Source organism: Methylobacterium sp. DB0501, from assembly GCF_011043735.1.
GTDB classification, from domain to species: domain Bacteria; phylum Pseudomonadota; class Alphaproteobacteria; order Rhizobiales; family Beijerinckiaceae; genus Methylobacterium; species Methylobacterium alsaeris.
Genome location: NZ_JAAKGV010000023.1, coordinates 1 through 23508 on the forward strand (window position 1 = coordinate 1; position 23508 = coordinate 23508).

Genomic DNA, 23508 nt, shown 5'->3' on the forward strand with positions numbered 1-23508 from the left:
TCAGACGCGGGCCGATCCTTCGGCAGATAAACCTTTCTGCTCTCGCACGTATCCGGTATTAGCTCAAGTTTCCCTGAGTTATTCCGAACCGAAGGGCACGTTCCCACGCGTTACTCACCCGTCTGCCGCTGACACCACAAGGATGCCCGCTCGACTTGCATGTGTTAAGCCTGCCGCCAGCGTTCGCTCTGAGCCAGGATCAAACTCTCAAGTTGAAGAGCTGATCAAAGCTGATCACAACATAAACGGAGGCTCACGACCGATCGGCGTTTCCACCAATCGTGTGAGCACCGAAACGTTAAGACCAGCATCATCCTACTCACGATCCCACCCGGAGGCAGGATCCGCAGGGACGACGCCGTCCACGCTTCTCTTTCTCGTATGAACTTGTCAAAGAGCGACCCGGCTGAAAACCGGGGTATCATCGGCGACGACGGGACCAGCGCCTGACCAAGGTCAGGCTCGCCGGCCCGGACTGTCTCGAAGATGGCTCAGCGCCCGGTCCGCTGTCGCGGCCGGCGCCGATGGGTGGTCGTATAGGCCCCGTTTCCCGGCCCGTCAACTCGTTTGTGAAACTCTCGCGACAGGGCTCTGTCCCTCCCCTCCCCTCGCGCGCTTGGCGGATCGCAGCGCGCTGCATGTGCCGACCTCCGCAGCGGCTGGATCGAACGAACACGCATTCCATGTATTACATAGACGCATGGGCAGACGTGCACCCTCGGCACTCGCAGAACCACGACACCAGTCGTGCACAATTTTGTTTCCTGAGCGTAATTCTGTCGCATTCTCAAAAAGAAATATTGACCCGCGTCGTTCGAAGCCGCATGGGGCAGCCACTCTGCCATCGGAGCCGATTGAATGCTGGACCAAGATCAAGAAACCAACCTGATTGAACGCGCGGCCGACATCGTGTCGGCCTACGTGTCCAACAACTCCGTGCCGCTCGCCGAGCTGCCGACGCTGATCAATGCGGTGCACCAATCGCTGAGCCGGCTCGGCGGCGCGGAGCCGGTCGAAGCCGAGAAACCGATGCCGCTGATGCCGATCAAGAAGACGGTGACCCCGGACTACCTGATCAGTCTCGAGGACGGGAAGCAGTACAAATCGCTGAAGCGCCACCTGTCGACCCGCGGGCTCACCCCCGAGGAGTATCGCCGCAAGTGGGGCCTGCCACACGACTACCCGATGGTCGCGTCGAACTACGCAGCCCAGCGTTCCGAGCTCGCGAAGAACAGCGGCCTGGGCCGCCGCCGCAGCGCCTGATCACGGCGGGCGACCGCTCGGCGTGCGGCCGCCCCTCCGAAGCGAAAAAGGCCCCCGGACCTTCCGGTCCGGGGGCCTTCTCACATCACTGGTTCAGCACGGTGCCGCTTAGTGCGCCACGACACCCGAAGCGTCGTCCTCGGAACGCGCCGGAGTCGCCTTCGGCAACGGCTCGTCCCAGTCGATCGCCACCGGCATGCGGATCAGCGCCCGCTCGAGGACCTGGTCCATGCGCGAGACGGGGAAGATCTCGAGGCCGTTCTTCACGCTGTCGGGAATCTCCACGAGGTCCTTGGCATTCTCCTCCGGGATCAGCACGATCTTGATACCGCCGCGCAGGGCGGCCAGCAGCTTCTCCTTGAGACCGCCGATCGGCAGCACCCGCCCGCGCAAGGTGACCTCGCCGGTCATGGCGATGTCGCGGCGCACCGGGATGCCGGTGATGACCGAGACGATCGCCGTCGCCATGGCGATGCCGGCCGACGGCCCGTCCTTCGGGGTCGCCCCCTCCGGCACGTGGACGTGGATGTCCCGGCGCTCGAACAGCGGCGGCTCGACGCCGAAATCGACGGCCCGCGAACGGACATAGGATGCCGCCGCCGAGATCGATTCCTTCATCACGTCGCGCAGGTTGCCCGTCACCGTCATCTTGCCCTTACCGGGCATCATGACGCCTTCGATCGTGAGCAACTCGCCGCCGACCTCGGTCCAGGCCAGGCCGGTGACGACGCCGACCTGATCGTCGGTTTCGACCTCGCCGTAGCGGAACTTCGCCGGGCCGAGGAAGGTGTCGAGATTGTCGGCCGAGACCGTCACGCTCTTCACCCCCGACATCAGGATCTCCTTCACCGCCTTGCGGATCAGGTTCGAGATCTCGCGCTCCAGATTCCGCACGCCAGCCTCGCGGGTATAGCGGCGGATCAGGAGCATCAGGCCGTCATCGGTGATCGACCACTCTTTGGTATCAAGGCCGTGCTTCCTCAACGCGCCCGGCATCAGGTGCTTGCGCGCGATCTCGACCTTTTCCTCCTCGGTGTAGCCGGCGATGCGGATCACCTCCATCCGGTCCAGGAGGGCCGGAGGGATGTTGAGGGTGTTGGCCGTGGTCACGAACATCACGTGCGACAGGTCGTAATCGACCTCGAGGTAATGGTCGTTGAAGGTCGCATTCTGCTCGGGATCCAGCACCTCGAGGAGCGCCGCGGACGGGTCGCCGCGGAAATCCATGCCCATCTTGTCGATCTCGTCGAGCAGGATGAGCGGGTTCGAGGTCTTGGCCTTGCGCATCGACTGCACGATCTTGCCGGGCATCGAGCCGATATAGGTCCGCCGGTGGCCGCGGATCTCAGCTTCGTCGCGCACGCCGCCGAGCGACATGCGGACGAATTCGCGGCCCGTCGCCTTGGCGATCGACTTGCCGAGCGAGGTCTTGCCGACGCCGGGAGGGCCGACGAGGCACAGGATCGGGCCGGTCAGCTTGTTGGCGCGCTGCTGCACCGCCAGATACTCGACGATCCGTTCCTTGACCTTGTCGAGGCCGAAATGATCGGAATCGAGCATCGCCTGCGCGCCGGGCAGGTCCTTCTTGATCTTCGAGCGCTTGCCCCACGGGATGCCGAGCATCCAGTCGAGGTAGTTGCGCACGACCGTCGCCTCGGCCGACATCGGTGACATCTGGCGCAGCTTCTTCAGCTCGGCCAGCGCCTTGTCCCGCGCCTCCTTGGACAGCTTGGTCTTCTCGATCTTGTCCTCGAGCTCGGCCAGCTCGTCGCGGCCGTCCTCGTCGCCGAGTTCCTTCTGAATGGCCTTCATCTGCTCATTCAGGTAGTACTCGCGCTGCGTCTTCTCCATCTGCCGCTTGACGCGGGTGCGGATGCGCTTCTCGACCTGAAGCACCGAGATCTCGCTCTCCATCAGCGAGAGCACACGCTCCAGCCGCTGGGCGACGGTCGGGATCTCGAGGATCGCCTGCTTGTCGGAGATCTTGACGGCGAGGTGCGAGGCGACGGTGTCGGCAAGCTTCGAGGGCTCGTCGATCTGGATCACCGCCGAGACTACCTCGGGCGAGATCTTCTTGTTGAGCTTGACGTAGTTCTCGAACTCCGAGATCACCGAGCGGGCGAGCGCCTCGGCCTCGATCTTGTCGCCGAGATCGTTCGGCAGCACCTCAGCATCGGCGGCGTAGTACTCGTCCGAGCGGACGAAATCCTGGATCTTGGCGCGGCCGCCACCTTCCACCAACACCTTCACGGTGCCGTCGGGGAGCTTGAGCAGCTGGAGGACGCTGGCGAGCGTGCCGATGGTGTAGATCGCGTCGGTGGCCGGGTCGTCGTCGGTGGCGTTGACCTGGGTCGCGAGCAGGATGTGCCGATCGGTGCGGACCGCCTCCTCCAGCGCGCGGATCGACTTCTCGCGGCCGACGAAGAGCGGCACGATCATGTGCGGGAAGACCACGATGTCGCGCAGCGGCAGGACCGCATAGGTCCCGGTCGAGCCGGGGACGACGGGCTGGCGCGATTTCGGCTGGGTCATTGACTGACTTCCTTGTGTGGTGACGCCCAGGTCCCTCCCCTCACGGGGACAAGCAGGAGGAACGGTGGGGGCCGACCGGGCCGCGGGGGTCGGAAACGAGGAGAGCGGCCGGTTCGCGGCACCGCACCTCGTTTCGGTGAGCATGCGGCCGTCGCGTCGACTTTCAGGTGGCCCCTCGGAATGCCGCTTTCAAGCACCGTGCCACTTGAGGCGGAGGGGCTCCCGGAAGCCGCGATCCGGGCAGCTCTCGCAAGAGAGGCCGCCGTTCGTCACGGCGGCCTCCCTGGTCACGTCGTCAGGCGCTGGCGCTCGCCGGCGCGTCCTTGCCACGGTCGCCATGGATGTAGAGGGGCCGCGACTTGCCGTCGACGACCTCCGGCCCGATCACCACCTGCTCGACCGAATCGAGGCCGGGCAGGTCGTACATCGTCTCGAGCAGGATGCTCTCCAGGATCGAGCGCAGGCCGCGGGCGCCGGTCTTGCGCTCGATCGCCTTGCGGGCGACGAGGCTCAAGGCCTCCTCCTGGAACGTCAGGTCGACGTTCTCCATCTCGAACAGGCGCTGGTACTGCTTGACGAGCGCGTTCTTCGGCTCCTGCAGGATCCGCTTCAGCGCGGTCTCGTCGAGGTCCTCGAGCGTCGCCAGAACCGGGAGACGGCCGACGAATTCGGGGATGAGGCCGAACTTCAGCAGGTCCTCGGGCTCGACGTTGCGGAAGATCTCGCCGGTGCGGCGGTCGTCCGGCGCCTGGACGGTGGCGCCGAAGCCGATCGAGGTGCCCTTGCCGCGGGCCGAGATGATTCGCTCCAGCCCCGCGAAGGCGCCGCCGCAGATGAACAGGATGTTGGTCGTATCGACCTGGAGGAACTCCTGCTGCGGGTGCTTGCGACCGCCCTGCGGCGGCACGCTGGCGACCGTACCCTCCATGATCTTCAGGAGGGCCTGCTGCACACCCTCGCCCGACACGTCGCGGGTGATCGACGGGTTGTCGGACTTGCGAGAGATCTTATCGATCTCGTCGATGTAGACGATGCCGCGCTGCGCCCGCTCGACGTTGTAGTCGGAGGCCTGGAGCAGCTTGAGGATGATGTTCTCGACGTCCTCGCCGACGTAGCCGGCCTCGGTCAGCGTCGTCGCATCGGCCATCGTGAACGGCACGTCGAGGATGCGGGCCAGGGTCTGGGCCAACAGGGTCTTGCCCGACCCGGTCGGGCCGATCAGCAGGATGTTGGACTTCGCCAGCTCGACGTCGTTATGCTTGGTCGCGTGCGCCAGGCGCTTGTAATGGTTGTGCACGGCCACCGACAGGACCTTCTTGGCAAAGTCCTGCCCGATGACGTAATCATCGAGGACCCGCCGAATTTCCTTCGGGGTCGGTACGCCGTCCCGCGACTTCACCAACGAGGACTTCGATTCCTCGCGAATGATGTCCATGCACAGCTCGACGCACTCATCGCAGATGAAGACGGTCGGGCCCGCGATCAGCTTGCGAACCTCGTGCTGGCTCTTGCCGCAGAACGAGCAGTACAGCGTGCTCTTCGAGTCGTTGCCGCCAGCCTTGCTCATATGGGTCTCCAAGTCCCCGACCGGTCCCGCCCCGGGGACGCGACCGCATCGCTTTTAGATAGTGGCGCCCGGCTAAAGAAACAGTCACCGCCCCCGCGCCGCCGGGCGCCCGGTGCAGAATCGCGATGCAAACACGCAGCCACCGCGGGATCAATCCCACCGATGCGACAGACTCTCGCCAAATGGCCGCATCGCCGGGCCTGACTTCGAGAGCGGCCCCTGTCCTTTTGGGGCAGGCCGCCCGGTTCCGAGGGGGATCCCCGGGACGGGGCGGCCTGCCGCCGCAATTCGTCAGGCCTGGGCCGGAGCCTCGGCGCGCTTCTGGAGCACCTCGTCGATCAGGCCCCACTCCTTGGCCGCATCGGCGGTCATGAAGTTGTCGCGCTCCAGGCCCTGCTCGATCGCCTCGTACTCGCGACCGGTATGCTTCACGTAGATCTCGTTGAGGCGCCGCTTCAGGGCCTCGATCTCGCGGGCATGGATCAGGATGTCGGTGGCCTGGCCCTGGAAGCCGCCGGAGGGCTGGTGCACCATGATCCGGGCGTTGGGCAGGGCAAAGCGGTGGCCGGCCTCGCCGGCGGCGAGCAGGAGCGAACCCATCGAGGCGGCCTGGCCGACGCAGAGCGTGGCGACCGGGCAACGGATGAACTGCATCGTGTCGTAGATCGACAGGCCGGAGGTGACCACGCCGCCCGGCGAGTTGATGTAGAAGGAGATTTCCTTCTTCGGGTTCTCCGCCTCGAGGAACAGCAGCTGCGCCACGATCAGCGACGCGGAGTAGTCCTCGACCGGGCCGGTCAGGAAGATGATGCGCTCGCGCAGGAGGCGCGAGTAGATGTCGAAGGCGCGCTCGCCGCGGCTCGACTGCTCGACCACCATGGGCACGAGCGCGCTGTTGTAATACTCGACCGGATCTCTCATCTCACTGGCCCTCTGAACGGAACCCGGCCGCCTCGGGGCGGCCGGGGTAGCGGCGGAAACGTACGACCTCGCAGGCCCCGTCCCCGCCACCCGTTCGGGGCCGGACGAGGATCAGGCCGGGTTGGACTCACCCGCGGGAGCGGCCTCGGCCGCGTCGTCCTTGGCCTTGTCGGCCTTGGACTCCTCGGCGTCGTCCTCGTCGGCGAACAGCGCCTCCTTGGAGACGGGCTCCTCGACCAGTTTGACCTGACCGAGGACGTGGTCAACCACCTTCTCCTCGAACAGCGGGGCGCGCAGCTCGGCCAGCGCCTGCGGGGTCTTGCGGTAGAAATCCCAGACCTGCTGCTCCTGGCCCGGGAACTGCCGGACGCGGGCGATCAGGGCCTGATTCACCTCGTCGTCCGAGACCTTGATATCGGCGCTCTCGCCGGCCTGCGCAAGCACCAGGCCGAGGCGCACGCGGCGCTCGGCGATCCGGCGGTACTCCTCGCGGGCCTTCTCCTCCGTGGTGTCCTCGTCCTCGAAGGTCTTGCCGCGGTTCTTCAGGTCCTGCTCGACCTGCGCCCACACGGCGGCGAATTCCTGGAGGACGAGGCTCGGGGGCAGCTCGAAGGAGTAGCGGCTGTCGAGGGCGTCGAGGAGCCCCTTCTTCAGCTTCTGGCGCGAGGCCGCCTCGTACTCGCGGCCCATGGTGGTGCGCACGGCGTCCTTGAGGGCGTCGAGCGAGTCCATGCCGAAGGTCTTGGCGAGCTCGTCGTCGATCTTGAGCTCACCCGGGACCTTGATGGCCTTCACGGTGACGTCGAACTCGGCCTCCTTGCCGGCGAGGTGCTCGGCGCCGTAGGTCTCCGGGAACGTCACCTTGACCAGGCGCTCGTCGCCGACCCTGGCACCGAGCAGCTGATCCTCGAAGCCCGGGATGAAGGTGTTCGAGCCGAGATCGAGGTTGATGTCCTCGCCGGTGCCGCCCTCGAACGGGGTACCGTCGATGCGGCCGGTGAAGTTGATGGTGAGCCGGTCGCCCGATTCGGCGTACTGGCCCTCGGGCCGGTCCTCGAACGGGCGGTTGGCCGAGGCCATCCGCTCGATCGTCTCGTTGATCTCCTCGTCGGAGGGAGTGACAACCTGCTTGGTCAGGCTCACGTCCGACAGGTCGACGAGGTCGAAGGTCGGCATCACCTCGAGGGCGATCTTGAAGGCGAGGTCGGCCTTGGCGTCGAGCGCCTTCTCGATCTCGTCCTTGTCCTCGGGCATCTGGACCTGAGGCTCGAGGGCGAGCTTGAGCTTGTTGTCCTCGACGATCTTCTGGTTGGCCTCGTTGACGGCGTTCTGGACGACGTCGGCCATCACGGAGCGGCCGTAGACCTTGCGCAGGTGGGCCACCGGCACCTTGCCCGGGCGGAAGCCCTTGAGCTGCACCTTGCCCTTGATCCCGTCGAGCTCGGTCGCGAGCCGGGTTTCCAGCTCGGAAGCGGGCAGGACCACCTGGTATTCGCGCTTCAGCCCCTCGGACTTGGTCTCGGTCACCTGCATCGTCGTCATTCCGCCTTGCACCTTCGAATCCGGCCTGGCTGCGGGCCCGGACGGCGCTGTGAACGACGCCGTGCGACGGGACCGTCAGGACAAGGGGCCGGCACTGCTGCTTGAACCCAATCCGTCGTGTCGCCTGGCGGAGGTGGTGCGGGCGGAGGGGCTCGAACCCCCACGACTCTCGTCACTGGAACCTAAATCCAGCGCGTCTACCAATTCCGCCACGCCCGCGACGCTCGCGCCCGAGGCCTGACGCACCCGGGCGCGGCTCTATAGCATGGTGGATCGGTCACGCAGCAAGAATTTTGGGGGCCGCCTCGCCCCCGGCTCCGGCCCCGGCTACAAGGCGGCCTCCGACGCCGGGCAAGCCCGACCGGCGCCCGGCCTCCGACAACTCCGCTCTGAAGCGAGGTGCCATGCCGTCGTCCTTGCCGCCCTCGCGCCGCGCGCTGCTCGCCGGCGCCGCGATGTCCCTCGCCCCCTCCCTCCTCCGGGCGCAGGGCGGCGGCCCCCAGCCGGGGCCGGGGGCCGTGGAGCCCAAATCCCCCGATGCCAGATCCTCGGCCAAATCCCCGGCCAAATCCCTGACGGCGGCGCCGGCGCGGGCGCGGATCAAGCCGGAGCCGGCGCCCGAGACCCCGGTCTGGGCTTTCGACGGAACCGCCGCGCCGCCGGTGCTGCGGGTGAAGCTCGGCGAGGCGGTCAGGCTCACGCTCGAGAACAGGACCGAGCGGCCGCTGTCGCTGCACTGGCACGGGGTGCGCAACCGCAACGCCATGGACGGGGTCGGCGGGGTGACGCAGCCGCCGGTCGCCCCGGGCGAGAGCTTCGTCTACGAGTTCACCCCGCCGGATGCCGGCACCTCGCTGATCCGTCCCCTGGTCGTCGGCGGGGCGAGCGAGCCGTCCGGCCGCGGGCTCGCCGGCATGCTGGTCGTCGAGGAGAGGACGCCCCCGGTCGTCGACCGCGACGTGCCGCTGCTCCTCCAGGATTGGCGCCTGGAGCAGGACGGGACCCTGGCGCCGTTCGGTCAGGTCGCCTTCGCGGCGAGCTCGGGCCGGCTCGGCAACGCGCTGACGGTCAACGGCAAGCCGGCGCCCGAGACGATCGAGGCGGCGCCGGGCACGCGCCTGCGCCTGCGGCTCGCCAACGCCTGCAACGCGCGGGCGACCCGGATCCGCTTCGACGGGCTCAAGGCCTGGGTGGCGGCTGTGGACGGCCAGCCGACGGACACGTTCGAGCCCCTGCGGGCCACCCTCCCCTTCCCGCCCGGCACCCGCTACGACATCCTGCTCGACGTGCCGGCCGCCGCCGAGCCGGCCGGCGCCGTGGTCGCGCTGATCGGCCAGGGGATGCCGCTCGCCCGCATCGTCCAGAAGGGCGAGCCCGTCGCGGCCCGGCCGCCGGTGGCGCCGATCGGTGAGAACAAGCTGCTGCCGCCGGAGATCAAGCTCCAGAACGCCTTCCGGCGCGACATCGCCATCGCGGGCGGTGCGGTGCTCGACAAGGCGAAACCCGAGGCCGCCCCGACCTTCACCGGCGACCCGACCCGGATCTGGACGCTCAACGGCGCCGCCGGCCGGGCGGAGACTCCGCCGCTGTTCACGGTCAAGCGCAACACCGCGGTGGTGCTGGCGCTCACCAACACCACCGCCTTCCCGCAATCGCTGCACCTGCACGGCCACGTCTTCCGGCTGCTGCACCCCCTCGACGACGGCTGGGAGCCCTACTGGCTCGACACGTTCCAGCTGCTCGAAGGCCGCACCGCCCGCATCGCCTTCCTGGCCGACAATCCGGGCCGCTGGCTCGTCAGCGCCACCGCGCTCGAGCGGTTCGATACCGGCCTGTGGGGCTGGTTCGAGGTGAGCTGACGGACGACCCGGGATCTGCGTCCGGCAGTCGCAGGACAGCCGCCGACGCCGATCCGCCAAGCTTAGACGCGAGCATTAAGCCCTTGATGCTCGCGGTTTTACGGGATTTGTTTCTGATACGCCGGTCTAGCGCTCAAGAAAACGTGTTAACCTGGGCGAATGCATCGGCGGGGTGCTTGTCGCATGCTGGCGCAGCAGCAGCGTGCAACGGTCTGCAGCGCATCGACGAGGATGCCCAGCATGGAACATCAGCCGCTTCGCCACCTCCGCGACATTGCCCATGTCGACATTGCCGACGCCGGAGCCATTCCGCCTCTCCTGGAAGGCCGCCGGGCCCGGCTCGAGCGCTTCGCCGAGATCCTCGAACGCGATCCCGGCCGCACCTTCATGACCCTTGAGGAGATCGAGTTCGTGCCCCGCAAGTTGCGGGCGGGGATCCGGACCGACAACTCGCCGCTCTCCTTCGCCTATGCCGATCCGGTGCTGCGGGCGAGCGGGCTGACCGGCGACACGTTCGGGGAGGCCCGCGCGTTCTTCGACATGAGCACCGGCGAGGCCCACCACCTGCTGTGCTCCTGCGTGAACGGGCGCACCGTCAAGGCCGGGCCGACCGCCAAGCGCCTGCGCCGCCTCGCCGCCCGCCGGCCGGGCCTGTGGCTCGCCTATGGCTGCGCCGCCGGCTTCGTCGCCCTGCCGGGCGCGATGTACCTGTTCGGCTGACGTAACGCCCTCAACGGAAAAAGGCCGCCCTCGCGGGCGGCCTTTTTCATGCCGCGCGAGGCGGCGGCACTCAACAAGATCAAGGATTACTTGATCTTGGTCTCCTTGAACTCGACGTGCTTGCGCGCGACGGGGTCGTACTTGCGGAACGACAGCTTGTCGGTCTTGGTACGGGAGTTCTTCTTGGTAACGTAGAAGAAGCCGGTATCGGCGGTCGAGAGCAGCTTGATCTTGACGGTGACGGCCTTGGCCATGGCGCGACCTCTGTTGGCTATGGGGTGTTGCGCCCGGAAGACCGAAACGCAAAACGGCCGGGCAGGCCCGGCCAGAACGCGGCGCCTTCCTGCCCCATCACCCTCCGGGCGTCAAGCCCGGGCGACCGTCGGCCGCGCGGCCGGCGTCACGGCGCGGCCCGGATCATCCGCCCGCCCACCACCGCCAGGTAGGCCACGAACAGGAGCGTCAGCGACCAGGCGAAGCCGTGCGGCGAGGCCAGGTCCATGCCGCCGCCGACGAGCGGCGGTCCCAGCACCAGGCCGATGTTGTAGAGCACCAGGAAGGCGGCATTGGCGCCGGCGAGCGCCGCCCCGTCGAACCGGGCGCCGAGATGGGCGAGGCCCACCGTGTAGAGCGTGCCGGCGATGCCGCCCCACAGGAACAGGATGAGGGCGAGCAGCCGCCCATCCTCCGCCCCGAGCGGCAGGGCGGCCGCGCCGATCGCGCCCAGGAAGGCGGCGGCGAGCAGCACCCGGCGCTTGTCGACCTTGTCGGCGAGGAAACCGACCGGGATCTGGAACAGCACGTTGCCGAGCGCCGCCAGGCTGACGAGGCCCGCCGCCTGCTCCGCCGTGAGGCCGAGGCGCAGGCCGTAGATCGGCAGGATCGCGAAGCCCCCGGTCTCGACCGCGCCGTAGACCAGGGCCGCGAGCGTCGCCGAGGGCGCGACCCTCAGGTAGCCGAGGAAGCCGCGCCCGCCCTTGTGCGGGATCTCCGGCGACAGCCCGCGGGCCATGACGAGGGGCAGGGCCCCGGCGCAGAACAGGGCGGCCCCCGCGAGGTAGGGCGGCCAGCCCGTGGTGCCGAGCAGGCGCAGGAGCCCCGGGCCGATGGCGAAGCCGAGGGCCAGCACCGTGGCGTAGACCCCCATCACCAGCCCGCGCCGGGCCGGGGGCGCCGCCTGGTTGATCCAGAACTCGGAGAGGACGAACAGCACCCCGAGGGCGGCCGAGAACACGAAGCGCAGCGGGAACCACCAGGCGAAGTCGTGGATCGCCCGGAACCCGAGGAGCGCCAGCGCCCCGACCGCGATGGCGCCGAGAAGCAGCGGCATGACCCCCAGGCGTGCCGCCACCCGCGGCACGAAGGGCAGCACGACGATGCTCGCCACCCCGGCGATCGCCGTGTTGACCCCGATCCAGGTGTTGGACAGGCCCATCCGCTCCATCTCAAGGGAGAGGAGCGGAATCGACAGGCTGAGCCCGATCCCGACCACCGCCACGCAGGTGATGGCGGCGGCGATGGCGGCGAGGCGCGCGGGCCCGAACTCCGGCTCGGTGGTGAGGGTGGTCATGATGGGGGCTGGCCGTCGGGGGGGCCCATATGGGCCGGCCGGTCGGAGAAGGCCACCCCGGGACGGCCTATTTCGGCCCTACAGCTCTTCCCTCGTATGCTCGCCGTCCACGTCCCGGAAGAACGGCACCGGCAGCATCGGGCTGAACCCGGCCGCGAGCCGGGCCTCCAGCTCGTCGAGCACGATGGCGGTGATGCGCGGCAGCTCCAGCTTGCGGGCCTCCGCGAGGTTGACCCAGGCGAGCTCGGTCAGCTCCGAATCGGGGCCGACGATGCCGGGCGTCTCGGCCACCACCGCCTCGCGGTCGACGGCGAAGAAGCGGGTATCGAAGCGCTTCGGACGCGAGGGCGGGGTGATCGCCCGGGCGACGAATTCCAGGAGTTCGAGGTCCGGCATCACCCCGGCCTCGCGAAAGGCCGACCAGGCGCCGGGCGGCGCCGTCTCGGGCGGGCCGTAATCGGTCGTACCGATCATCAGCCCGGTCTCCTCGTAGGTCTCGCGGATCGCCGCGAGGGCCAGCACCCGGCCGAGATGGAACAGCGGCGGGTGGACCCGCTCGGCCAGAGCCGCTTCCGCCCGGTCGTTGAGGGTGCCGGCCACGGGCATCGAGCGGTCGCCCAGCTCGATCCGGCCGCCGGGGAAGACGAACAAGCCCGGCATGAACTTGTGGCCGGCGTGGCGCCGGCCCATCAGCACCTTCGGCGCGTCGCCGGTGCGGTCGAGGATGATCAGCGTCGCGGCGTTGCGGATCCGCAGCGGCCTCGCCTTCCGTTCAGGGGCGGCCGGAGCCGTCGTTCCGTCCGTCGGTCCTGCCGCCATCCCGCATCTCCGTCTCGTGCAGGCCCACGCCGTTCGCGGCCCGGGCCCCGGCGCGGCGTATCGCGGAAAAGCCATGCATGCCAAGCGCGTATTGCAGGCCGACCACCGCCCCCTTGGTCGGCTGGAGCAGGAGCAGCGAGGCGACGAGGGCGAGCGCCGGCCAGAACGTCATCTGGAACCAGAACGGCACGTCGAGGCGCATCTCGGTCTCGAGGACGCCCAGGCCCACGAGATGGCCGACGACGAAGATCACCAGATAGGGCGGCAGGTCGTCGGCGCGGTGGTGGTGCAGCTCCAGCCCGCAGGCCTCACAGGACGCCCGCACCTTGAGGAACCGGCCGAACACCCGGCCTTCGCCGCAATGCGGGCAGCGGTTGCGGAAGCCGCGCGCCATCGCCAGCATCCAGTGCGGATCGGTACCCGCCCGCATGACGGGTGGTTCGGGCGGCCTCTTGTCGGGCAGCGTCTCGGCCGGTCCGGCGTGAATCTCGATCATGCCCGCCTCCCGCGGCGCTTGGTCAGGCTGTCGCGGCTCGGCGGGGCCGGGCGGCCTTTGCGCGGTCCTTTGTGCGGCCCACCCCGGGCGGGCCCCGGCGAGGCGGAGCGCCCGCCGCCGGCGATCTCGAACCGCAGGGCGCCGGCCACCGGCGCGGCCTCCATCAGCCGCACCTCGACCTTGTCGCCGAGGCGGAAGGTCTCGCGGGTGCGCTCGCCGACGAGGGCGTGGCGGCCCTCCTCGTGACGGAAGTAATCGGCGCCGAGCGTCGAGATGGGGATGAAGCCGTCCGCCCCGGTCTCGTCGAGCTTGATGAAGAGCCCCGAGCGAGTCACGCCCGAGACCTGGCCCGAGAAGGTGGCGCCGACCCGGTCGGCGAGGTGGTGGGCGATCAGGCGGTCGATGGTCTCGCGCTCCGCCGCCATGGCCCGGCGCTCGGCGGCCGAGATCTGCTGGCCGATCTCGGCGAGGTCGCCGGTCTCCATGCCCGCCGGCAGCCCGTCGGAGCCGAGCCGCAGGGCCCGGATCAGGGCGCGGTGCACGATCAGGTCGGCGTAGCGCCGGATCGGCGAGGTGAAGTGGGCGTAGCGGCGCAGCGACAGACCGAAATGGCCCGCATTCTCGGCGGCGTAGACGGCCTGGGCCTGCGAGCGGAGCACCACTTCGTTGAGGAACAGCTGGTGCTCGCTGCCCTCCACCATGCCGAGGATGCGGTTGAACAGGGCGGGCCGGAGGTTCGCCTCCTTCGGCAGCTTGAGGCCGATCGAGGCCATCACCTCGCCGAGCGCCCGCATCTTCTCGAGGGAGGGCTCGTCGTGGACGCGGTAGATCAGCGGCTGGCCGGCGGATTCCAGGATCTCGGCCGCCGCGACGTTGGCCTGGATCATGAACTCCTCGATCAGCCGGTGCGCGGCCAGGCGCTCCGGCACGATCACCCGGTCGACCCCGCCCTCGGGGTTGAGGATCACCTTGCGCTCCGGCAGATCCAGCGCCAGCGGTCCGCGGGCGTCGCGGGCCGCCGCGAGGGCGTCGTAGGCGGCCCAGAGCGGGCGCAGCACGCCGTCGAGGAGCGGCCCGGTGATCTCGTCGGGCCGGCCGTCGATGGCGGCTTGCGCCTGGGCATAGGCGAGCTTCGCGCGGGAGCGCATCATGACGCGATGGAAGCTGTGGCGGAGCTTGCGGCCCTCCGCCGTCACGATCATCCGCACGGCCAGAGCCGGCCGGTCCTGGCCGGGGCGGAGGGAGCAGAGATCGTTCGAGATCCGCTCCGGCAGCATCGGCACCACCCGGTCGGGGAAGTAGACCGAGTTGCCGCGCAGCAGCGCCTCGCGGTCGAGGGGCGTGCCGGGCCGGACATAGGCCGCGACGTCGGCGATCGCCACCGTGACCACGAAGCCGCCCGGATTGGCCGGATCGGGATCGGGCAGGGCCATCACGGCGTCGTCGTGGTCCTTGGCGTCCGGCGGGTCGATGGTGACGAGGGGCAGCTCGCGCCAGTCGTCGCGGCCCTCCAGCCCGACCTCGCGGGCGGCTTCGGCCTCCGCCAGCACCTCGCGCGGGAAGACGTGCGGGATGTCGTGGGCGTGGATCGCGATCAGGCTGACCGCCTTCTCCGAGGAGAGGCTGCCCAGGCGCTCCTTGACCCGCCCCTGCGTCAGCCCGAACCGGTCCTCGCGCCCGAGGGTCACGGTGACGAGGTCGCCGTCGAGGGCCTCCCCCTCCCCTCCGGCCGGCACCGCGATCTCGCGGCCCTGCGCCTTCTTGTCGACGGGCACGATGCGCCCGCCCCCCGTCGGCAGGGCGCGGTAGACGCCGAGCGTCTCGGCCCGGTTGCGGCCGATGACCTTGATGACCCGCCCGAGATAGCGGTTGGGCGTGTCGCCGTCGGGCTCGATCTTGAGGAGCGCCCGATCACCGGTGCCGGGGGCCGGGCCGTTGGTGCGGCGCCCGCGCGGCATCAGCACGGTGATGACGGGCACAGGACCCGCGTCCGGATCCCATTGCGCCGGGCGCGCCACCAGCTCGCCGTCGCGGTCGCGGCGGCTGTCGATGTCGGCGACGACCACCGGCGGCAGGCGGCCGGCCTTGCGCAGGCCGGACCGGTCCTTCTCGATCACGCCCTCTTCCTGGAGGTCCTTGAGCAGGCGCTTCAGCTCGATCTTGTCCGAGCCCTTGATGCCGAAAGCCTGGGCGATCTCGCGCTTGCCGACCTTCTCCGGCGACTCGTCGATGAAGGCGAGTACCGCCTCGCGGCTGGGCAGGACGGCGGAGGCCGGCTTCGGGGCCTTGGGATGGAGTCCCTGGGGGTGAATTCGTTTGGCCAACAGGTCGATCCAGGCGGCGGGACGCGACGGCTCCCCGGCGGGCAGGCCGCGGCCGCAAGCCCGAAATATGGGATGAGTGCGGCCGCAGGGCAACGTTGCGGTGGGAGGAGGGCGGGCTCCCCGGCCGCCACGAGGTCCGGTCGTACAGCCCGGGCAAACCGCAGACCATCCAGGCCGGACGACGCCCGTCTCGCAGCTTCCGGACGTCGTCCCGGGATCGACCGCCGGCAGGAGATTGAAATTCAGCCCCGGATCCGGAAGCGCAATCGGCCAGAACCGAGGCGCAGCGGTATCGGAATGTACCGAGACGGCGCCGTTTTCAGGCTTCCTGCGTCCCCTCCGAGGGGCGAACCGGAATGCCGAATCGTCAGAGGACGCGATCTCACGACCGGATCGGTGTCAACCCCAAATTCCTGGAACAGATTTTCCATCAACGTGCCGTTGACGTAGCAGGAGTGACGCAGACTGATTGGTTCGCGCCGAATCGGCCCGGACGATGCACACATCATGACCGAATTTTCGACGATCAAGACTTCTAGGAAACAAATCTCTACCGCCGTCAGCCGGCGCCGGCTGTTCCAGTCGGGCGCCGTGATCGCGGGGGCCGCCCTCGGAAGCCGGATCCCCGGCGCGGCGGCCCTGGACGGACCACCGATGCCGGGACCGCAGCTGCGGGGGCTCGAAGCCCTCGCACGCGACCTGCGCGCCCTGGGCAGCCGGCTGATTCTCCCGGGCAACTACGATTTCCTGGTCGCCGCTTGGCCGAATAACGGCCGCTGGGCCGACGTGCTGCCGCTGGCGGTCGCGATGTGCGCCAGCGACGAGGCGGTACGCCTCTGCATCAACTGGGCGCGCCAGGAGCGACAGGCCTTCGCGGTGCGCTGCGGCGGGCACAACTATGCCGGCTTCTCGACCACGCGCGGCCTGCTGATCGACGTGAAGCCGATGGCCGACATCATGGTCGACCCGAAGACCGGCCTCGTGACGATCGGGGCGGGCGCCAGCAACCAGGACATGGCCGACGCCTTCCGGGCGACCGGCCTCGCGGTCCCGTCCGGACGCTGCCCGACGGTCGGCATCAGCGGGCTGACGCTCGGCGGCGGCTGGGGCTTCTCGGCGACGCGCAACGGCCTGACCTGCGACGCCCTGCGGGCCACCGATGCCGTGACGGCGGATGGCAGGCTCCACCGCGGCATTGCGGCGACCGGCGACGACGAGGCGCTGTTCTGGGCCGCCCGCGGCGGCGGCGGCGGCAATTTCGCGGTGCACACCTCGTTCACCTTCGAGGCGCACCCGGTCTACGACGTGACGGTCTTCAACATCGTCTGGCCGGCCCGGCACCAGATCGAGCTGATGCTGGACCTCCAGGACATCCAGCTCCGGAATCCGCACCTGATCTCGACCCGCAGCAAGCTCGCGCCGAAAACCGCCCGCTCGACCCAGCGCGACCAGTTGCAGGTGCAGACCCTCGGCCAGTTCTTCGGCCCCCCCGACCAGCTTCGGGCGCTCCTCGACCGGCCCCTGTCGCGCTCGAAGCCGATCGTCGCCGAGATCAACGGCATGAACTACTGGAGCGCCCGCGATTACCTCGTCACCGACGATCCGGCCGGCCCCTACGACATCCGCTCGAGCTACGTCGCCGGCGCACTCGGCGGCGACGCGATCGAGACGATGATCAGGCACATGGCGAAGTGGCCCGGCGGCTCGCTGCGGCAGGACAACATGGGCATCCTGTTCGCGGCCGGCGGCAAGGTGAAGGACGTACGCGCCGACGCGACGGCCTACGTCCACCGCGACTGCGACTTCATCGTGGAGATGGAAGCGTCGTGGAGCCCACTCGACACGCCCGAGACGGTCACCCGGCAGCAGGCCTGGCTCACCGAGTACTTCGCGGCGATGCAGAAATTCGTGAAGCCGCAATCCTACGTCAACTTCCCGAGCCGCGACCTGCCGAACTGGCTCAAGGCCTATTACGGCAGCAATGTCGACCGGCTCTGTGCCGTCAAGCGCCAGTACGACCCGGACAACGTGTTCAACTTCCTGCAGAGTATTCCCCTCAAGGCGCCGGCGTGAGCGGCGGCCTCTCGGCACGGCGCGTCGCACGCCGACGCTGATACCCCTCAGAATCATCCCGGGGCTCGCCGCAGGCGGGAACCCGGGACGATCCCGGCGGTGGAGGGACCAGGCGGCGGGCGTTCCGCGTCTTCTCGCGGCGTCGGCGGTTCCGGATCCCGGGCTCCGCCGCGCGGCCCCGGGACGGCCCTGCGGCTTTCGGAACGGCCGGAGCCCGCCGCGCGCCCAGCGCCAAAAGAGAAGGGGCCGGATCGCTCCGGCCCCACCCCCGTCCTGACTGAACCGATGCCGGATCAGAGCGAGTAGTAGTTTACGAACTCGATCGGGTGCGGGGTCATCTCGTACCGCATCACCTCGGTCATCTTCAGCTCGATGAACGAGTCGATGAAGTCGTCGTTGAACACGCCGCCGGCCTTGAGGAACTCGCGGTCGGCGTCGAGGCTGTTGAGCGCCTCACGGAGCGAGCCGCACACGGTCGGGATCTCCTTGAGCTCCGCCGGAGGCAGGTCGTAGAGGTCCTTGTCCATGGCCGGACCGGGATCGATCTTGTTCACGATGCCGTCGAGGCCGGCCATCAGCAGGGCCGCGAAGGCGAGGTAGGGGTTCGCCATCGGGTCGGGGAAGCGGACCTCGACGCGCTTGGCCTTCGGCGAGGTCGTCCACGGAATCCGGCACGAGGCCGAGCGGTTGCGGGCCGAGTAGGCCAGCAGCACCGGCGCCTCGTAGCCCGGGACCAGGCGCTTGTAGGAGTTGGTCGATGGGTTGGTGAAGGCGTTGAGCGCCTTGGCGTGCTTGATGACGCCGCCGATGTACCACAGGCATTCCTGGGACAGGTCGGCGTACTTGTTGCCGGCGAAGACCGGCTTGCCGTCCTTCCAGATCGACTGGTGGACGTGCATGCCCGACCCGTTGTCGCCGTAGACCGGCTTCGGCATGAAGGTCGCGGTCTTGCCGTAGCTCTGGGCGACGTTGTGGATGCAGTACTTGTAGATCTGCATCTGGTCGGCCATCAGGGTCAGCGTGTCGAACTTCATGCCCAGCTCGTGCTGGGCCGAGGCGACCTCGTGATGGTGCTTCTCGACCTTGACGCCCATCGACTGCATGGCGGCCAGCATCTCGCCGCGCATGTCCTGGGCCGAATCCTGCGGCGGAACCGGGAAGTAGCCACCCTTGATCTGGACGCGGTGGCCGAGGTTGCCGCCCTCGTACTCGGTCTGGCCGTTGATCGGCAGCTCGACGGAGTCCAGCTTGAAGCCGGTGTGGTACGGGTCGGCGGAGAAGCGGACGTCGTCGAAGACGAAGAACTCGGCCTCGGGGCCGACGAAGATGGTGTCGCCGATGCCGCTGGCCTTCACGAAGGCCTCGGCCTTCTTGGCGATGCCGCGCGGGTCGCGGCTGTAGGGCTCGCCGGTCGAGGGCTCGAGCACGTCGCAGACGATCGACATCGTCGAGGCCGAGAAGAACGGATCCATGCACGCGGTCGCCGGGTCCGGCATCAGCAGCATGTCGGATTCGTTGATCGCCTTCCAGCCGGCAATCGACGAGCCGTCGAACATCGTGCCCTCGGCGAAGATGTCCTCGTCGACCAGGGACACGTCGAACGTGACGTGCTGCCACTTGCCCCGCGGATCGGTGAAGCGGAAATCGACGTACTTGACGTCGTTTTCCTTGATTTCCTTGAGGACGTCCGTCGCGGTCTTAGACATTCTCGTTTGATCCCTTCCTAGAACGGCGTCCTAGCCGCCATGAAGCCGCGGTCCTGGGGGTCAGGCCGCGGTTTTCGTCGCTGCAGAGAAGGCGGAGCGTCGGATCGCGCCTCGGTCAGATCGCGTCCTGGCCGGTCTCGCCGGTACGGATGCGGATCGCTTCCTCGATCGAGGAGACGAAGATCTTGCCGTCGCCGATGCGGCCGGTCTGGGCCGACTTGCGGATCGCCTCGACGGCGCCGTCCACCAGCGTGTCGGGCAGCACGATCTCGAGCTTCACCTTGGGCAGGAAGTCGACCACGTACTCGGCGCCCCGATAGAGCTCCGTGTGGCCCTTCTGGCGGCCGAAGCCCTTGGCCTCGATCACCGTGATGCCCTGGAGGCCGACCTCCTGCAGGGCCTCCTTCACCTCGTCGAGCTTGAAGGGCTTGATGATCGCTTCGATCTTCTTCATGCCGGGCGGGCCTGGTCTGCAACGGTTCCGGCGGCATTCCTAGCATCGCGCCGCGCCGACCGCCACGGGGGATTTCCCGCGAGCGGACCGGGAATGCCTAATCGATAAGCAATTGCTGCGCGTTTGTTGCGCAACTCGCCGTTCTCAAGCCCGGTGCCGCGGCGAAGCCGCCGGCCCCCGGGCGCTTCTCGGAGTATGACGCGATGGCCGGGACCGAGCTTCTCACCACCGACGAGATGCGGCGGGCCGATGCCGCAGCGATCCGCGCCGGCACGCCCGGCCTGACGCTGATGCACCGCGCCGGCGCCGCGGTGGCGGAGCGCGCCCGGGCGCTCGCCGGCGACGGGCCGGTCCTGGTCCTGTGCGGGCCGGGCAACAACGGCGGCGACGGCTTCGTCGCCGCGCGGCTGCTGGCCGGAGCGGGCCTCACCGTCGAGGTGGCCTTGCTCGGCGCACGCGACGCGCTCAAGGGCGACGCCGCCGCGGCCGCGGAGGAATGGACCGGCCCGGTGACGGAGGCGGCCGGCGCCGATCCGGCGGGCGTCACCCTGGTGATCGATGCCCTGTTCGGGGCCGGCCTCGCCCGCCCGATCGAGGGCGCGGCGGCCGACCTCGTCGCGCGGGTCAACGGGGCCGGGGTGCCGGTGCTCGCGGTCGACGTGCCGTCGGGCCTCGACGGCGATACCGGGGCGCCGCGCGGCGCCGTCGTCACCGCGACCGAGACCGTGACCTTCGTGCGGCGCAAGCCCGGCCATCTGCTGCTGCCCGGCCGGCGCCTGTGCGGGCCGGTCACGCTGGCGGATATCGGCATCCCGGATGCGGAGGTGGCGGGCATCGGCGCGCAGGCCCACGTCAACGGGCCGGACCTGTGGGGCGCCGCCTTCCCGCAGCTCGCGCCGGACAGCCACAAATACACGCGCGGCCACGCGGTCGTGCTGTCGGGACCGGCCCACCGCACCGGCGCGGCGCGCCTCGCCGCCCGCGGGGCGCTTCGCATCGGCGCCGGCCTCGTCACGGTCCTGTCGCCGACCTCGGCGCTGCCGGAGAACGCCGCCCACCTCACGGCGATCATGCTGCACCCTTGCGACGGCGCCGACGACCTCGACGACACGCTCACCGACGAGCGCCTGAACGCGATCGTCGCCGGTCCCGGCCTCGGCACCGGCGGCCCGACCCGCGACCTGGTGCGGGTCGCCACGGAGGCCGGCCGCGCCCTCGTCCTCGACGCCGACGCGCTGACGAGTTTTTCGGGGAAGGCCGACGAGCTCGCCGAGATGATCGCGGGCGGCGGGGCGCGGGCCGTCGCGACCCCGCACGAGGGCGAGTTCGCCCGCCTGTTCCGGGGCGTGGCGGCGGTGCCGGCGGAGGGCTCGAAGCTGGCGCGGGCCCGGGCCGCCGCCGCCTTCCTGGACGCGGTCGTGGTGCTGAAGGGCGCCGACACGGTGATCGCCGCCCCCGACGGCCGCGCCGCCATCAATCCCAACGGCACGCCCTGGCTCGGCACCGCCGGCAGCGGCGACGTGCTGTGCGGCTTCGCCGGCGGGCTGCTCGCGCAGGGGATGGAGCCGTTCGAGGCCGCGGCCGCCGCGGTCTGGCTCCACGCCGCGGCCGGGGGCCGGCACGGGCCGGGGCTGATCTCGGAGGATCTGCCGGAGCTGATGCCGGCGGTGCTGCGGGAGGTGCTGGAGGGTCCGGGACGGCGATAGCAGGCGGCGGCGGGCGCCGGCTCTGCGCGCCGATCCCGGAGCCGCGAAAGCGGAGCCCGGGAGGACCGGGAGGGGATCGGAGGGGCGAGCGATCGGGACGGGGTCGCCCCCTCACGCCGCCGCGGCGACCACCCGGTTCCGGCCGTCCTGCTTGGCCCGGTAGAGCGCGAGGTCGGCGCGCTTGAGGATCAGGGCGGCCTCGTCGCCGGGCTGGCGGGCGGCGACGCCGATCGAGACCGTCACGTCGATGGCGCAGGTCCCGCGCTGGACCTGGAAGCTCGCCGCCTCGATCCGCTCGCGGATGCGCTCGGCGACCTGGCGGGCGGCGTCGAGCCCGGTATCGGGCACCACCACGACGATCTCCTCGCCGCCGTAGCGCGCCACCACGTCGATGCCGCGGGTTTGGGCGCGGATGCGGGTGGCGAATTCCTTCAGCACCTCGTCGCCGGCATCGTGGCCGAAGCGGTCGTTGATCGACTTGAAGCGGTCGATGTCGAGGATCAGCAGCGCGACCGTGCGGTCCCGTAGGGACGGCTCGGAGAAGAGCCCGGCGAGGTAGCTGTCCAGGTAGCGCCGGTTGTGCAGGCCGGTGAGCCCGTCGGTGACGGCGAGGTCCATCGAGGCCTGGACCGATTCGCGCAACGAATGCGAGAACCGCTTGCGCTTCACCTGCGTGCGCACCCGCGCGACCAGCTCGTTGCGGTCGATCGGACGGACCAGGTAATCGTGCACGCCGAGATCGAGGCCGCGCATGATCCGGGTGCGGTCGCCGGCATCGGCCAGCATCACCACCGGCACGGTGCGGGTGCGGTCGAGGGAGCGGAGCTGGCTGCACAGGCGCAGGCCGTCATGGTCCTGCAGGTCGAGGCTCACCAGAACCACGTCGAAATCGCCGGCCTTGACCCGCTCCAGGGCCTCCTGCGGGGAGGCCACGGTCTCCACGCAGTGATACTGTCCGAGCGCCGCGGCCATCCGCTCGGCCGAGGCGCGGCGGTCCTCGACGAGGAGCACGTTGGCATTGTGCCCGGTCTCGGCGGTGGCCGCCGCCAGGGGATCGCCGACCCGGGACGCCATGGCGCGGCTGCGCAGCTCGTCGGTCACCGCCTTCAGGCGCACCAGGCTGCGCACCCGGGCCATCAGGGCGGTGTCGTCGATCGGCTTGGTGAGGAAATCGTCGGCGCCCGCATCGAGACCGCGCAGGCGGTCGCCCGGCTGGTCGAGAGCGGTCACCATCACCACCGGCAGGTGGGCGGTCGTCGGCGTCGACTTGATTCGGCGGCAGACCTCGAATCCGTCCATGCCGGGCATCATCACGTCGAGCAGCACGATGTCGCACAGGCCCTTCTCGCACACCGCGAGTGCGTCGGGCCCGTTCATCGCCGAGACGACATCGAAATACTCGATGGTCAGCTTCGTCTCGAGCAGCTTGATATTCGGAAACAGGTCGTCGACGATGAGGACGCGTGCCGACATGGGAAAGTCAGGCCTCTCAGCTCTGGATCAGCGCTTTCAGAATCCGCTCTCGATCAACTTTTGCGCTCGTCGCCGACATAGGTCCGGACCGTCGCGAGGAACTTCGCGACCGAGATGGGCTTCGACAGGTAGGCCTCGCAGCCTCCCTCGCGGATGCGCTCCTCGTCACCCTTCATGGCGAAGGCCGTGATGGCGATCACCGGGATGCTCTTGAGCTCGTCGTCCTCCTTGAGCCATTTAGTGACCTCGAGGCCCGAGACCTCGGGGAGCTGAATGTCCATCAGGATCAGGTCCGGCCGATGCCGGCGCGCCAGCTCGATCGCCTCGATCCCGTTGGCCGTCTTGAGGGTCGAGTAGCCATGAGCTTCCAACAGGTCGTTGAAAAGCTTCATGTTCAGCTCGTTGTCCTCGACGATGAGCACCGTCTTCGTCATGGCTCACTGTCTCCGGCGCTCCAGCGGCCCGCGTCACACCCCGGCAGCA

The 23508-nt window shown here is 69.1% G+C and carries 18 protein-coding genes, 1 tRNA gene and 1 rRNA gene; 5 read left to right on the forward strand and 15 right to left on the reverse strand.

What is annotated here, in order from left to right; translation table 11 throughout:
- A 16S ribosomal RNA gene (locus tag G4G93_RS27900) occupies positions 1-215 on the reverse strand; the annotation flags it as partial.
- A 643-nt stretch (positions 216-858) separates the two neighbouring features.
- Here G4G93_RS27900 and G4G93_RS27905 point away from each other — a divergent pair.
- Entirely contained in the window at positions 859-1263 is a 405-nt protein-coding gene (locus G4G93_RS27905) for a MucR family transcriptional regulator (protein WP_165089349.1), read from the forward strand.
- A 108-nt stretch (positions 1264-1371) separates the two neighbouring features.
- On the opposite strand, the gene lon is transcribed toward G4G93_RS27905, so the two are convergent.
- From lon to G4G93_RS27930, 5 genes are all read right to left on the reverse strand, one after another.
- Complete coding sequence (lon, locus tag G4G93_RS27910) at positions 1372-3795, reverse strand: endopeptidase La (RefSeq protein WP_165089352.1); 2424 nt, start codon at positions 3793-3795, stop codon at positions 1372-1374.
- 295 nt (positions 3796-4090) lie between these two features.
- On the reverse strand, positions 4091-5362 hold the full coding sequence (gene clpX / locus G4G93_RS27915; protein ID WP_048445376.1) for an ATP-dependent Clp protease ATP-binding subunit ClpX: 1272 nt from the start codon (positions 5360-5362) through the stop codon (positions 4091-4093).
- Positions 5363-5653: 291 nt separating this feature from the next.
- Complete coding sequence (locus G4G93_RS27920; RefSeq protein WP_139039508.1) at positions 5654-6283, reverse strand: ATP-dependent Clp protease proteolytic subunit; 630 nt, start codon at positions 6281-6283, stop codon at positions 5654-5656.
- A 111-nt stretch (positions 6284-6394) separates the two neighbouring features.
- Positions 6395-7816 carry a trigger factor gene (gene tig / locus G4G93_RS27925; protein WP_165089555.1) on the reverse strand — a complete coding sequence of 474 codons (1422 nt, stop codon included), beginning with the start codon at positions 7814-7816 and terminating at the stop codon, positions 6395-6397.
- Positions 7817-7959: 143 nt separating this feature from the next.
- Positions 7960-8044: transfer RNA gene (locus tag G4G93_RS27930), tRNA-Leu, on the reverse strand.
- Positions 8045-8229: 185 nt separating this feature from the next.
- On the opposite strand from G4G93_RS27930, the gene G4G93_RS27935 reads away from it, so the two are divergent.
- Complete coding sequence (locus G4G93_RS27935) at positions 8230-9684, forward strand: multicopper oxidase family protein (protein ID WP_165089354.1); 1455 nt, start codon at positions 8230-8232, stop codon at positions 9682-9684.
- A 240-nt stretch (positions 9685-9924) separates the two neighbouring features.
- Positions 9925-10404, forward strand: a complete 480-nt coding sequence (locus G4G93_RS27940; RefSeq protein WP_165089357.1) for a hypothetical protein — start codon at positions 9925-9927, stop codon at positions 10402-10404.
- A gap of 86 nt (positions 10405-10490) precedes the next feature.
- Here the strand turns inward: G4G93_RS27940 and rpmG are convergent, their stop codons facing one another.
- The 5 genes from rpmG to rnr form a co-directional block, all read right to left on the reverse strand.
- Positions 10491-10658, reverse strand: a complete 168-nt coding sequence (gene rpmG / locus G4G93_RS27945; RefSeq protein ID WP_048432233.1) for a 50S ribosomal protein L33 — start codon at positions 10656-10658, stop codon at positions 10491-10493.
- A 146-nt stretch (positions 10659-10804) separates the two neighbouring features.
- A complete protein-coding gene (locus G4G93_RS27950; protein ID WP_165089359.1) occupies positions 10805-11974 on the reverse strand; it encodes an MFS transporter in 1170 nt (389 codons plus the stop codon).
- A gap of 78 nt (positions 11975-12052) precedes the next feature.
- Positions 12053-12793 (reverse strand): NUDIX hydrolase, encoded by a 741-nt coding sequence (locus tag G4G93_RS27955; protein ID WP_165089362.1) that lies wholly within the window; start codon positions 12791-12793, stop codon positions 12053-12055.
- A complete protein-coding gene (locus tag G4G93_RS27960; protein ID WP_165089558.1) occupies positions 12747-13223 on the reverse strand; it encodes a DUF983 domain-containing protein in 477 nt (158 codons plus the stop codon). Before G4G93_RS27960 ends, G4G93_RS27955 begins: the two co-directional genes overlap by 47 nt.
- A gap of 62 nt (positions 13224-13285) precedes the next feature.
- Positions 13286-15613 carry a ribonuclease R gene (gene rnr / locus G4G93_RS27965; protein WP_165089364.1) on the reverse strand — a complete coding sequence of 776 codons (2328 nt, stop codon included), beginning with the start codon at positions 15611-15613 and terminating at the stop codon, positions 13286-13288.
- A gap of 507 nt (positions 15614-16120) precedes the next feature.
- Here rnr and G4G93_RS27970 point away from each other — a divergent pair.
- Entirely contained in the window at positions 16121-17686 is a 1566-nt protein-coding gene (locus G4G93_RS27970; protein ID WP_165089367.1) for an FAD-binding oxidoreductase, read from the forward strand.
- A gap of 293 nt (positions 17687-17979) precedes the next feature.
- Here the strand turns inward: G4G93_RS27970 and glnA are convergent, their stop codons facing one another.
- Positions 17980-19392, reverse strand: coding sequence for a type I glutamate--ammonia ligase (gene glnA / locus G4G93_RS27975; protein ID WP_139039523.1), 1413 nt, complete (start codon positions 19390-19392; stop codon positions 17980-17982).
- A 115-nt stretch (positions 19393-19507) separates the two neighbouring features.
- Complete coding sequence (locus G4G93_RS27980; RefSeq protein ID WP_060845473.1) at positions 19508-19846, reverse strand: P-II family nitrogen regulator; 339 nt, start codon at positions 19844-19846, stop codon at positions 19508-19510.
- Positions 19847-20049: 203 nt separating this feature from the next.
- Here G4G93_RS27980 and G4G93_RS27985 point away from each other — a divergent pair, with 203 nt between their 5' ends.
- A complete protein-coding gene (locus G4G93_RS27985) occupies positions 20050-21552 on the forward strand; it encodes an NAD(P)H-hydrate dehydratase (RefSeq protein ID WP_165089370.1) in 1503 nt (500 codons plus the stop codon).
- Positions 21553-21663: 111 nt separating this feature from the next.
- Here the strand turns inward: G4G93_RS27985 and G4G93_RS27990 are convergent, their stop codons facing one another.
- The gene (locus tag G4G93_RS27990) at positions 21664-23025 is read right to left on the reverse strand and encodes a PleD family two-component system response regulator (protein ID WP_165089372.1); all 1362 of its coding nucleotides are present in this window, start codon (positions 23023-23025) and stop codon (positions 21664-21666) included.
- Positions 23026-23078: 53 nt separating this feature from the next.
- Positions 23079-23459: a response regulator gene (locus tag G4G93_RS27995; RefSeq protein WP_139039529.1), complete on the reverse strand. Its 381-nt coding sequence runs from the start codon at positions 23457-23459 to the stop codon at positions 23079-23081.
- Positions 23460-23508: the final 49 nt, after the last annotated feature.